9 protein-coding genes are annotated in these 11,893 nt (G+C 62.9%); 8 read left to right on the top strand and 1 reads right to left on the bottom strand.

The window, feature by feature from the left end; genetic code table 11:
- The first annotated feature begins 39 nt into the window (after positions 1-39).
- From sucC to GA0071312_RS08840, 8 genes are all read left to right on the top strand, one after another.
- The gene (gene sucC / locus GA0071312_RS08875; RefSeq protein ID WP_074444669.1) at positions 40-1,236 is read left to right on the top strand and encodes an ADP-forming succinate--CoA ligase subunit beta; all 1,197 of its coding nucleotides are present in this window, start codon (positions 40-42) and stop codon (positions 1,234-1,236) included.
- Between the two features lie 58 nt (positions 1,237-1,294).
- Positions 1,295-1,528 carry a DUF6364 family protein gene (locus tag GA0071312_RS08870; protein ID WP_074444668.1) on the top strand — a complete coding sequence of 78 codons (234 nt, stop codon included), beginning with the start codon at positions 1,295-1,297 and terminating at the stop codon, positions 1,526-1,528.
- Positions 1,518-1,937, top strand: coding sequence for a PIN domain-containing protein (locus tag GA0071312_RS08865; protein ID WP_074444667.1), 420 nt, complete (start codon positions 1,518-1,520; stop codon positions 1,935-1,937). Before GA0071312_RS08870 ends, GA0071312_RS08865 begins: the two co-directional genes overlap by 11 nt.
- 24 nt (positions 1,938-1,961) lie before the next feature.
- On the top strand, positions 1,962-2,846 hold the full coding sequence (gene sucD, locus GA0071312_RS08860; protein WP_074444666.1) for a succinate--CoA ligase subunit alpha: 885 nt from the start codon (positions 1,962-1,964) through the stop codon (positions 2,844-2,846).
- A gap of 177 nt (positions 2,847-3,023) precedes the next feature.
- Positions 3,024-5,984 carry a 2-oxoglutarate dehydrogenase E1 component gene (locus GA0071312_RS08855; protein ID WP_074444665.1) on the top strand — a complete coding sequence of 987 codons (2,961 nt, stop codon included), beginning with the start codon at positions 3,024-3,026 and terminating at the stop codon, positions 5,982-5,984.
- A gap of 85 nt (positions 5,985-6,069) precedes the next feature.
- Complete coding sequence (gene odhB, locus GA0071312_RS08850; RefSeq protein WP_074444664.1) at positions 6,070-7,311, top strand: 2-oxoglutarate dehydrogenase complex dihydrolipoyllysine-residue succinyltransferase; 1,242 nt, start codon at positions 6,070-6,072, stop codon at positions 7,309-7,311.
- A 205-nt stretch (positions 7,312-7,516) separates the two neighbouring features.
- Complete coding sequence (gene lpdA / locus GA0071312_RS08845; protein ID WP_074444663.1) at positions 7,517-8,917, top strand: dihydrolipoyl dehydrogenase; 1,401 nt, start codon at positions 7,517-7,519, stop codon at positions 8,915-8,917.
- Between the two features lie 160 nt (positions 8,918-9,077).
- Complete coding sequence (locus GA0071312_RS08840; protein WP_074444662.1) at positions 9,078-10,589, top strand: EF-hand domain-containing protein; 1,512 nt, start codon at positions 9,078-9,080, stop codon at positions 10,587-10,589.
- Positions 10,590-10,705: 116 nt separating this feature from the next.
- On the opposite strand, the gene GA0071312_RS08835 is transcribed toward GA0071312_RS08840, so the two are convergent.
- The gene (locus GA0071312_RS08835; RefSeq protein WP_131817757.1) at positions 10,706-11,581 is read right to left on the bottom strand and encodes a response regulator; all 876 of its coding nucleotides are present in this window, start codon (positions 11,579-11,581) and stop codon (positions 10,706-10,708) included.
- Between the last annotated feature and the right edge of the window lie 312 nt (positions 11,582-11,893).

Genomic DNA, 11,893 nt, shown 5'->3' with positions numbered 1-11,893 from the left:
TGGCGCCGCTCTCGTTTCAGCTGATGAAAGAGGATTTCCATGAATATCCATGAATACCAGGGCAAGGCACTCCTGAAGGAGTTTGGCGCGCCCGTCTCGCGCGGCGTCGCGATCTTCTCCGCCGAGGAGGCCGAGGCTGCGGCGAAGGAGCTCGGCGGCCCGCTCTGGGTGGTCAAGAGCCAGATCCATGCCGGCGGTCGCGGCAAGGGCAAGTTCAAGGAAGCGGATGCGGGCGAGAAGGGCGGCGTGCGCCTGGCCAAGTCCATCGACGAGGTGAAGGAATTCGCCTCCCAGATGCTCGGCAAGACCCTCGTCACCGTGCAGACCGGCGAGGACGGCAAGCAGGTCAACCGCCTCTATATCGAGGACGGCTCCGATATCGAGAAGGAATTCTACCTCTCCGCGCTGGTCGATCGCGCCACGGGCCGCGTCGCCTTTGTCGTCTCGACGGAAGGCGGCATGGATATCGAGCAGGTCGCCCATGACACGCCGGAGAAGATCCACACCATCACCGTCGACCCCGCCACCGGCGCCATGCCCCATCACGGGCGTGCGGTCGCCAAGGCGCTCGGCCTGAGCGGTGATCTGGCCAAGCAGGCCAATGATCTTACCATCAAGCTCTACAATGCCTTCGTCTCGAAGGACATGGAGATGCTCGAGATCAACCCGCTGATCGTCACCACCGACGGCAAGCTGCGCTGCCTCGATGCGAAGGTCTCCTTCGATTCCAACGCCCTCTACCGCCATCCGGACGTGCAGGAACTGCGCGATCTGACGGAAGAGGACGCCAAGGAGATCGAGGCCTCCAAATACGACCTCGCCTATATCGCGCTCGACGGCACGATCGGCTGCATGGTCAACGGCGCCGGCCTCGCCATGGCGACGCTCGACATCATCAAGCTCTACGGCGAAGAGCCGGCGAACTTCCTCGATGTCGGCGGCGGCGCCTCGGAGGAGAAGGTGACGGCAGCGTTCAAGATCATCACCGCCGATCCGAATGTGAAGGGCATCCTCGTCAACATCTTCGGCGGCATCATGAAGTGCGACGTGATCGCACGCGGCGTCATCGCTGCGGTGAAGGCGGTCGGCCTGCAGGTGCCGCTCGTCGTGCGCCTCGAGGGCACCAATGTCGAGGAAGGCAAGCAGATCATCCGCGAATCGGGTCTCAACGTGATCCCCGCAGACGATCTCGACGATGCCGCCCAGAAGATCGTGAGCGCCGTTCGCGGCGGTTGAGGAGGACGATGCATGCACACATAATATGTGTAACTATGTGTGCATGCGGAGACCGGCGATGAAGAACATCACCCTGGCCATAGACGAGAAGCTTCTGGAGGAGGTCCGCATCTATGCGGCCCGCCAGCAAACCAGTGTCAACGCATTGGTGCGCGCGCATCTGGAAACGCTCGTTCGCGGTCAGGAGCGCGCGCAATCCGCGATCGCCGACCTCAAGCGTCTCAGCGAAAGCAGCGAGGCACGGCTCGGACCCGATTTCCGCTTCGACAGGGAGGACAGCCATGCGCGTTGAAACCTTCCTCGATACGAATGTCCTGATCTATGCGGCTGCCGGTCGCAAGGATGCTCCTGAAAAGGCGGCGCGGGCTTGGGATCTTCTGGAGAAAGCGGATTTCGGGCTCTCGGCTCAGGTCCTCGCCGAGTTTTACGTGAACGTGATCAAGAAACCGGCTGTCCCGCTGGCGCGCGAGGAAGCCGAGACCTGGATCGAAAGGCTGAGCGTCTTTCCCGTCGTTCCGGTCGATACGGAGCTGGTGCGGTCAGCCCTCCGTCTCAGCCGTCGCTATCTCGTATCCTACTGGGATGCAGCCATCATCGCCGCCGCGCAGCGTCTGGGCTGCGCGACCCTCTATTCCGAAGACCTCAATCACGCGCAGAGCTATGGCGACGTGAAGGTGGTCAACCCCTTCGCATCGCATTGAACGAAAGAAGAGATCGACGATCCCATGTCCATTCTGATCAATTCCAACACCAAGGTCATCTGCCAGGGCTTTACCGGCAAGAACGGGACCTTCCACTCCGAACAGGCCATCGCCTACGGCACCAAGATGGTCGGCGGCGTTTCGCCCGGCAAAGGCGGCTCGAAGCATATCGGCCTGCCGGTCTTCGACACGGTGGCCGAGGCCCGCGAGACGACGGGCGCCGAGGCCTCCGTCGTCTACGTCCCGCCGCCCGGCGCGGCTGACGCGATCTGCGAGGCGATCGACGCGGAAATCCCGCTGATCGTCTGCATCACCGAGGGGATCCCGGTGCAGGACATGGTGCGCGTCAAGCGCGCCCTGGCCGGCTCCAGGTCGCGCCTGATCGGCCCGAACTGCCCCGGTGTCGTCACCGCCGGCGAATCGAAGATCGGCATCATGCCGGGCAACATCTTCTCGCCGGGCTCGGTCGGCATCGTCTCGCGCTCGGGCACGCTCACCTATGAAGCCGTGTTCCAGACCACCAATGAAGGCCTCGGCCAGACCACGGCGGTCGGCATCGGCGGTGATCCGGTCAAGGGCACCGAGTTCATCGACATGCTCGAAATGCTGCTCGCCGACGACGCCACCAGGTCGATCGTGATGATCGGCGAGATCGGCGGCTCGGCGGAAGAGGAAGCCGCGCAGTTCATTGCGGACGAAGCCCGGCGCGGTCGCAAGAAGCCGATGGTCGGCTTCATCGCCGGTCGCACGGCGCCTCCGGGCCGTCGCATGGGTCATGCGGGCGCGATCATTTCCGGCGGCAAGGGCGGCGCGGAAGACAAGATCGCGGCGATGGAAGCAGCCGGCATCAAGGTCTCGCCCTCCCCGGCGCGGCTCGGCACCACGCTCTCTGAGCTTCTGAAGGGCTGATGCGCCCAAATCTCCGGTCGCGCCTGATCCGAACAGGATTCGGGCGCGACCGGACCGAATATCGCCTGAATCGGCCCGCAAGACGACGGCTCGATCAAACCCTCGAAGGGGCCGCGACCCGGCCCCGCCACGGCCTCCGGCAACGAACACCCCGGCGGCCCCTCGGACGGACAAGCCATGGCACGCCAAGACGTCAACGAAGCGCTCCTCCAGACCTCCTTCCTCGACGGCGCCAATGCCGCCTATATCGAGGATCTCTACGCCCGCTACGCCAAGGATCCGAAATCGGTCGATGCCGAATGGCAGGCCTTCTTCGGTGCGCTGAAGGATGACAGCGCCATCGTCGCCAAGAACGCGCAGGGCGCCTCCTGGAAGCGCGAGAACTGGCCGATCGCGGCCAATGGCGAACTCGTCTCGGCCCTCGACGGCAATTGGGGACAGATCGAGAAGACCGTTGCCGAAAAGCTCAAGGGCAAGGCCGAGGCCAAGGGCGTCGCGCTGACCGAGGAGCATGTGCAGCAGGCCACGCGCGATTCGCTGCATGCGCTGATGATGATCCGCGCCTACCGCATGCGCGGCCACCTGCATGCCAATCTGGATCCGCTGGGTTTCGAGAAGCGCGTCAATGACGAGGAGCTCTCCCCGGCGCATTACGGTTTCACCGAAGCCGATTACGACCGCAAGATCTTCCTCGACAACGTGCTGGGGCTCGAATTCGCGACGATCGGCGAAATCCTCGCCATCCTTCAGCGCACCTATTGCCAGACGCTCGGCGTCGAGTTCATGCATATCTCCGACCCGGTCGAGAAGGCGTGGTTGCAGGAACGCATCGAGGGGCCCGACAAGGAGATCGAATTCACCGCGCGCGGCAAGAAGGCGATCCTCAACAAGCTGATCGAGGGCGAGGGTTTCGAGAAATTTCTCGATCTCAAATATACCGGCACCAAGCGCTTCGGTCTCGACGGCGCGGAATCGCTGATCCCGGCACTCGAGCAGATCATCAAGCGCGGCGGCAATCTCGGTGTGAAGGAGATCGTGCTGGGCATGGCCCATCGCGGTCGCCTCAACGTGCTTACCCAGGTGATGGGCAAGACGCATCGCGCCCTGTTTCACGAATTCAAGGGCGGCTCCTTCGCCCCCGACGATGTCGAGGGCTCGGGCGATGTGAAATACCATCTCGGCGCTTCGTCGGACCGCAGCTTCGACGGCAACAACGTCCACCTCTCGCTCACCGCCAATCCCTCGCATCTCGAGATCGTTGATCCGGTGGTGCTCGGCAAGGTCCGGGCCAAGCAGGACCAGCATGGCGAGACCGGCGAGAACCGCAATTCGGTGCTGCCGCTGCTGCTGCACGGCGATGCGGCCTTCGCCGGCCAGGGCGTGGTGGCGGAATGCTTCGGCTTGTCGGGACTGAAGGGTCACCGTACCGGCGGCTCGATCCATTTCATCATCAACAACCAGATCGGATTCACCACCAATCCGCGCTATTCGCGCTCCTCGCCCTACCCGTCAGACGTGGCCAAGATGGTCGAGGCGCCGATCTTCCACTGCAACGGCGACGACCCGGAAGCGGTGGTCTATGCGGCGAAGGTGGCGACGGAATACCGCCAGCGCTTCCACAAGCCGGTCGTGATCGACATGCTGTGCTACCGCCGCTTCGGTCACAACGAAGGCGACGAGCCGTCCTTCACCCAACCGCGCATGTACAAGATCATACGCGAGCATCCGACCACGCTGGCGATCTACAGCAAGAAACTGATCGGGGAAGGCGTCATCACCGAGGAGGAGATCGACGCGGCGAAGGCCGAATGGCGTGCCAGGCTCGATGAGGAATTCGACAGCGTCCAGGGCTTCAAGCCCAACAAGGCCGACTGGCTGGACGGGCGCTGGTCCGGGCTGAAGGCGGTGAAGGAGGACAGCGACGATCCGCGTCGTGGCGCCACCGGCATCGAGATGGAGACGCTGGAGGATATCGGTCGCAAGATCACCACGGTGCCCGAGGGCTTCAACATCCACCGCACCATCCGCCGTTTCGTCGACAATCGCCGCAAGATGATCGATACCGGCGAGGGTGTCGACTGGGCCACGGCCGAGGCGCTCGCCTTCGGATCGCTGGTCAGGGAAGGCCACCGGGTGCGCCTGTCGGGCCAGGATGTCGAGCGCGGCACCTTCTCGCAGCGTCATTCCGTCCTGCTCGACCAGGAAACGGAACAGCGCCACACCCCGCTCAACCATGTCAGCGAGGGCCAGGCGCATTACGAGGTCATCAATTCGATGCTCTCGGAAGAGGCCGTGCTCGGCTTCGAATACGGCTACTCGCTCTCCGAGCCCAATGCGCTGGTGCTCTGGGAAGCGCAGTTCGGCGATTTCGCCAACGGCGCGCAGGTCGTGTTCGACCAGTTCATCTCCTCGGGCGAGCGCAAGTGGCTGCGCATGTCGGGTCTCGTCTGCCTGCTTCCGCACGGCTATGAGGGCCAGGGTCCGGAGCATTCCTCCGCCCGCCTGGAGCGTTTCCTGCAGATGTGCGCGGAAGACAACATGCAGGTCGCCTATTGCTCCACGCCGGCGAATTATTTCCACATCCTGCGCCGTCAGCTGAAGCGTGACTTCCGCAAGCCGCTGATCCTGATGACGCCCAAGAGCCTGCTGCGCCACAAGCGCTGCGTCTCGAAGATGTCGGAAATGGGCCCCGATTCCTGCTTCCATCGCATCCTGTGGGACGACGCGGCGGCTGGTATCGGCGATGTGCAACTCGCCAGGGACGACAAGATCCGTCGCGTCGTGCTGTGCACGGGCAAGGTCTATTACGACCTGTTCGAGGAGCGAGAGAAGCGCGGCATCAACGATGTCTACCTGATGCGCGTCGAGCAGCTCTATCCGTTCCCGCTGAAGTCGCTGCAGGCGGAATTGTCGCGCTTCAAGAACGCCGATGTCGTCTGGTGCCAGGAAGAGCCGAAGAACATGGGCTCGTGGAGCTTTGTCGAGCCCTATCTCGAATGGGTGCTCAAGCAGGCCGGCTCCAAGGTGCCGCGCGCCCGCTATGCCGGTCGTGCCGCCTCCGCGGCCACCGCGACGGGCCTGATGTCGAAGCACCAGCAGCAGCTCAAGGCCTTCATGGACGAGGTCTACGGCGCCTGAGCGCCAAGCGTTTCGCGTTCCCGGCCCAGGCGCCGGGAACACCTGATATGACCGGGTTTATGCCCAAACAAAGACGAAGATCACCATGGCCACAGAAATCCGCGTACCCACCCTCGGCGAATCCGTCAGCGAAGCGACCATCGCCCGCTGGTTCAAGCAGCCCGGCGAGGCCGTGAAGGCTGACGAGCCGCTGGTCGAGCTCGAGACCGACAAGGTCACCCTCGAAGTGAACGCCCCGGCTTCCGGCGTGCTCGGCGACATCGTCGCCCAGGAGGGCGATACGGTGGAGCCCGATGCGCTGCTCGGCTCGATTGATGAGGGCGGCAGCGCGGCTGCGGCGCCGGCCAAGAAGGAAGAGAAGAAGGAAGAGAAGAAGGACGCCCCCAAGGCCGAGAGCAAGCCGGAAGCGGCCAAGCCGGCCCCAGCCGCGAAGGCGTCCGATCACGGCCCCGCCGTTTCGCGGCTTTCCGCGGAAAGCGGCGTCGATCCCGCGAATGTCCCGGGTTCCGGCAAGGATGGCCGCGTGACCAAGGGCGACATGCTCGCGGCGATCGCCACGGGCGGCGCCTCTGCGCCCTCCTCCGCGCCCCCGCAGCAGGCCCGTCCCGCTTCCGCACCTGTCGATGCCGATCGCGAAGAGCGTGTGCGCATGACCAAGCTGCGCCAGACCATCGCGCGTCGCCTCAAGGACGCGCAGAACACCGCCGCCATGCTGACGACGTTCAACGATGTCGACATGGGCGCGGTAATGGATCTGCGCAAGCAATACAAGGACATCTTCGAGAAGAAGCACGGCGTGAAGCTCGGCTTCATGGGCTTCTTCACCAAGGCCGTGGTCCAGGCCCTGAAGGAAGTCCCCGCCGTCAATGCCGAGATTGACGGCACCGATCTCGTCTACAAGAACTATTACCATGTCGGCATCGCCGTCGGCACGGAGAAGGGCCTCGTCGTGCCGGTGGTGCGCGATGCCGACCAGCTCTCCATTGCCGGGGTCGAGAAGCAGATCAACGATTTCGGCAAGCGCGCCCGTGACGGCAAGCTGACCATCGACGAGATGCAGGGCGGCACCTTCACCATCACCAATGGCGGCATCTACGGCTCGCTGATGTCGACGCCGATCCTGAACGCCCCGCAATCGGGCATTCTGGGCATGCACCGCATCGAGCAGCGTCCGGTGGTCAAGGACGGGCAGATCGTGGCGCGCCCGATGATGTATCTGGCGCTCTCCTACGATCACCGTATCGTCGACGGCAAGGAAGCCGTGACCTTCCTCGTGCGCATCAAGGAAGCGCTGGAAGATCCCGCGCGTCTCGTTCTGGATCTGTGATGATCAAGGCCTCCTCTTCCCTCCCCTGTGGGGAGGGAAGAGGGTGGGGTCTTCGCGCGAAGCGCGAATTTGAAACAACACGGCCGGCTGGTCAGAAAAGGGGCGGCGCGAGCCGAGGGGTGCAAAGCAGTAGGACGGCTCCACCCCACCCCGGCCCTCCCCTGAGGGGAGGGAGAAGTGACCGCATCATGAAAAGGCAAATTGCATGACCTACGATCTCGTCATCATCGGTACCGGCCCCGGCGGCTATGTCTGCGCCATCCGCGCGGCACAGCTGGGCATGAAGACCGCCGTCATCGAAAAGCGGGCGGCCCATGGCGGCACCTGCCTGAATGTCGGCTGCATCCCCTCCAAGGCGCTCCTGCACGCCTCGCACCTGTTCGAGGAGGCGGGGACGCATTTCAAGACACTCGGTATCGATGTCGGCAAGCCGAAGCTCGATCTCAAGGCGATGCTCGCCCACAAGGACGATGCGATCGAGGGCAACACCAAGGGCATCGAGTTCCTGCTCAAGAAGAACAAGATCGACGCCTTCCACGGCACCGGCAAGATCCTCGCCGCCGGCAAGGTCTCGGTGACGGGCGAGGATGGCAAGGTCCAGGAGATCGAGACGAAGAACATCGTCATCGCCACCGGTTCCGACGTCGTCAGCCTGCCCGGGATCGAGATCGACGAGAAGCGTATCGTCTCCTCCACCGGAGCGCTCGATCTGGCGGAAGTGCCCAAAAAGATGGTGGTGATCGGCGGCGGTGTGATCGGTCTCGAAATGGGTTCGGTCTGGCGCCGGCTGGGCGCCGAGGTCACGGTGGTGGAATTCCTCGACCGCATCCTCGCCGGCATGGACGGCGATGTCGCCAAGCAGTTCCAGCGCATGCTGCAGAAGCAGGGCATGGCCTTCAAGCTCGGCTCCAAGGTCACCAGCGCCGAGGCCTCCGACAAGGGCGTCAAGCTCACCGTCGAGCCCGCCAAGGGTGGCGATGCGGAGACGATCGAGGCGGATATCGTCCTCGTTGCCGTGGGCCGCAAGCCCTATACGGAAGGACTCGGCCTCGAAGAGGCGGGCGTGACGCTGGATGAGCGCGGGCGTGTCGCCATCGACGCGCATTACGCCACCAACGTCGCCGGCATCTACGCCATCGGCGACGTCGTCACCGGTCCGATGCTGGCGCACAAGGCGGAGGATGAGGGCGTGGCCCTGGCCGAGCTCATCGCCGGCAAGGCGGGACATGTGAATTACGGCATCATCCCGAACGTGGTCTACACCTATCCGGAGGTCGCTTCGATCGGCAAGACCGAGGAAGAGCTCAAGGAAGCGGGCACGGCCTATAACGTCGGCAAGTTCCCCTTCACGGCCAATGGCCGCGCCAAGGCCAATCTGCAGACGGACGGGTTCGTCAAGATCCTCGCTGACAAGGAGACCGACCGCGTGCTCGGCGCCCATATCGTGGGGCCGGAAGCAGGCGATCTGATCCATGAAATCGCCGTCGGCATGGAGTTCGGCGCCTCCTCCGAGGATATCGCGCGCACCTGCCATGCCCACCCGACTCTATCCGAAGCGGTTAGGGAGGCGGCTCTCGCAGCTGACAAACGCGCATTGCATATGTGATGCGCGCGCATAGGCAAGGTTTTGATGATAGTATTCAGTCATCGAAACCTTGCCAAACACAATTAACAACTGCAAATATTAAACTTAACAAAGTTTTACACTCGCGCTGGTTTCATTGTTTCGCTAAGGTCTCCACAACCTGAGGTCAAGGAGGCCAGTTATGCAGTTCCAGTCCAGTTTCGGTCCAATCCCGTCCCAGTTCGATCCCAAGCGCAACACGCAGCAGCCGGCTGATGCTGCCGACTTCCAGATCACGCAACACGCACCGGGCAATCAGGCTGCCACGCAGCAGCCCACAACGCTCAATCATCATGCGACGCAGATGCAGCAGACGCAGATGCAGGCGCCGCTGGTGAACTCCATGCAGTCGCCGCTTTCCGGCAGCGCTTCGGAAGTCTTCAACCGGGCCCGCGTCATCAGCTTCACCGAGCCCACCCGCGCTGAGCTGAATTTCCGGACTGAAAACACCGATTTCAAGAATTCGCTGGTGATGTACAAGCTCGCAGGTGACGGCACCGTCAAGGAGACGAACGTCGTCTTCCCGAATGCCTCGATGATCGGCGATGGCGGCCAGCTCCAGCCCGGCAATTCAAAGGTCGAGCTCGATTTCAACGCGGGTGACCAGGTCGGTTTTGCCATGGTCCCCAATGCCTTCCGCAATCCGCAATCGCGTGAGCTGCTCGCCCGCCAGGACGGCCAGTTCGCGCTTGTGAATGAAAGCGGGAAGCCCTCCAATCTCTTCAACGAACATCCCGGCGGCATGAATCTCGTTCATATCGACCCGTTCGGCAACATGAACCCGATCAATGGCGAATACGGCAACAAGCTGTTCCACACCACCGGAAACATGGATCAGGGCATCCAGACCAATGTGGACGGGCACGATCATGCCGATCAGGTCGTCGACCCTGACGGCGGCAGAATGTTCATCGGCATGGACGACCGCTATGCACCGGAGAACCCCGGTCGGGAAAGCCTGATCTTCCAACTGGATATCGGCCAGAACAATGCCCGCGCGCTGAGCGAACCGCTGATCTCGGACCGCCCGGGCAGCTTCCGTGACATGGCGGGCGCCGACTGGCAACTCACCGCCGACGAAGCCATGGCGGCCGCCCACAGCTTTGATCGTGACGGTGACGGGCGCCTGAATCAACAGGAATGGGCCGAATTCGCACCCATGCTCAACCTGACCCCCGAGGACCACAAGCATCTTTTCGGCCCGAAGGGACGGGGCGACATCGTGGGCCTCGTCGACATGCTGCGCGCGGGTGACAGGAACGGGAGCGGCACGATCGACGCACCCGAAGTACTGGATCTGAGCCGCCATCTCAACGGTAACGATCCGAACCGGATCCAGAGCTTCCGCGAGGCGGCAGGCTTCGACTGGCAGCTCGATTTCGAGGAATTCATCTCCACCGCCGAGTCGCATGACGCGCAGAAGGACGGCTTCAGCCAGGAGGAATGGAACCGCTTCGCACCTGTTCTCGGCTTCAGCCCGGAAGACCGCAACCTGTTCCTGGACCAGATGGGCAAGTTCAATGTCCAGCAGTTCAAGGCGGTATTCCAACTGGCCGACGGCGATGCTGACGGCAGGCTGAACCCGCATGAAGCGGTGGAGATGCGCCGGATCGTGCATGAGGAATTCGGCCCCGTCGATTTCCCCAAATCCTGAATTCAGGTGCCGCGCCAGCTGATCCGGTGGCGCGGCGAAACACAGCCGTGACAGGGCCTGAACCATCATGCGGTTTCCGCGCAAGCGGGGGCCGCATGATGCCGTGTGCAATCTGATCAGCGCCTGCGGGCGCGCCGCTCCTCCTCCAGGCGCAGGCTGCGCGCATGCACCCGCCCGGTCGCATTCAGGAGATAGGGCCGGCGCAGGTTGAAAACCTCATGCAGCATGTCTTCGATATGATGTGCGTAGAAAGGCTTCTGCAGAAATGTCGTGAAACCGAAATGCCGCGAGGCCGTTTCGATCTTCTCCGAACCCGGCGCGGAAATCAGGACCAGAGCGGTCCGGGGCGCGACATCCTTGACCTGACAGGCCGTCTCCAGCCCGTCCATCCCACCCAGGTTCAGATCAATCAGGGCGACGTCGTAGGCCGTTGCGCGCATCAGCTTGACGGCATGCACGCCGGAATCGGTTTCCTCGATATCCAGATCGAAACGCGACTGACGCATCAGCTTGCGCATCAGGGCCCGCGTCGTCTCGGAACCCTCGACGAGCAATGCCCGGGTCGGCTTGCGCATACGCATCACGGCCTGCATCAAGCCCGCAATATGGGTTTCATCGTAGGGTTTCTTCAGAAATTCATAGGCGCCCAGTTCGTTGGAAAGTGCGACCCAGCGGCTGAGCACCCTGTCCGACATCAGCACTGTCAGCGGCTGGACACTCTCCTGCCGCGCGATGACGACGGCCTCGGCGCCGCTGATACCAGGCATCTTGACGTTGATGAAGAGTATATCCGGGCGCGCGCCCGTCATCGCCTTGACGGCCGCTTCCCCGTCACCGACCTCGGAAATCCGCACCGGACCGACGGCAGCGCGCACCGCATCGGCAACATCAGCGCGCTGCTGCGCGTCGGGCTCGGCGACCATGACATGCAGCGGCGCGCCTGCGCCTGCGCCTGCACCTGCGTCACTGGCTGATTCACTGCCGGTCGTCACGATGCCCGTCTCCTTTCCGTTGCGGGTCAAATTATCAATGAAAACTTGTCACTCTGCTACCAGAAATAACGCAACGTCATGCCTGCCGCCAGGCGATCCGCATGTTGCGCACGGTTACTCTGAAACGCGGTAGGAGAAAAGAAATTTGCGGCAAAGATTGACTTTTCGCATCGGAACCGGCAATCACACCGCAATGCGCGGGTCGGCGACGGCACGCGTATTTCTTGACGCACCCGTGGATCGGTTCCGGCTCCTGCCGTGATCCGGCCTGTCGTTCACCGTACGAGGTCTCCTCGCGCGATGAAAGAGGAG

It is taken from the genome of Saliniramus fredricksonii (assembly GCF_900094735.1).
Lineage (GTDB): Bacteria > Pseudomonadota > Alphaproteobacteria > Rhizobiales > Beijerinckiaceae > Saliniramus > Saliniramus fredricksonii.
The sequence above is the reverse complement of the archived record's forward strand: the minus strand, read 5'-3'. Positions and strand labels throughout refer to the sequence as shown.

Bases quoted from the DNA above. Each gene is read 5' to 3' on its own strand.
- GA0071312_RS08840 (WP_074444662.1), top strand. From the start codon at position 9,078: ATGCAGTTCCAGTCCAGTTTCGGTCCAATCCCGTCCCAGTTCGATCCC.
- lpdA (WP_074444663.1), top strand. From the start codon at position 7,517: ATGACCTACGATCTCGTCATCATCGGTACCGGCCCCGGCGGCTATGTC.
- odhB (WP_074444664.1), top strand. From the start codon at position 6,070: ATGGCCACAGAAATCCGCGTACCCACCCTCGGCGAATCCGTCAGCGAA.
- GA0071312_RS08870 (WP_074444668.1), top strand. From the start codon at position 1,295: ATGAAGAACATCACCCTGGCCATAGACGAGAAGCTTCTGGAGGAGGTC.
- GA0071312_RS08855 (WP_074444665.1), top strand. From the start codon at position 3,024: ATGGCACGCCAAGACGTCAACGAAGCGCTCCTCCAGACCTCCTTCCTC.
- sucC (WP_074444669.1), top strand. From the start codon at position 40: ATGAATATCCATGAATACCAGGGCAAGGCACTCCTGAAGGAGTTTGGC.
- GA0071312_RS08865 (WP_074444667.1), top strand. From the start codon at position 1,518: ATGCGCGTTGAAACCTTCCTCGATACGAATGTCCTGATCTATGCGGCT.
- sucD (WP_074444666.1), top strand. From the start codon at position 1,962: ATGTCCATTCTGATCAATTCCAACACCAAGGTCATCTGCCAGGGCTTT.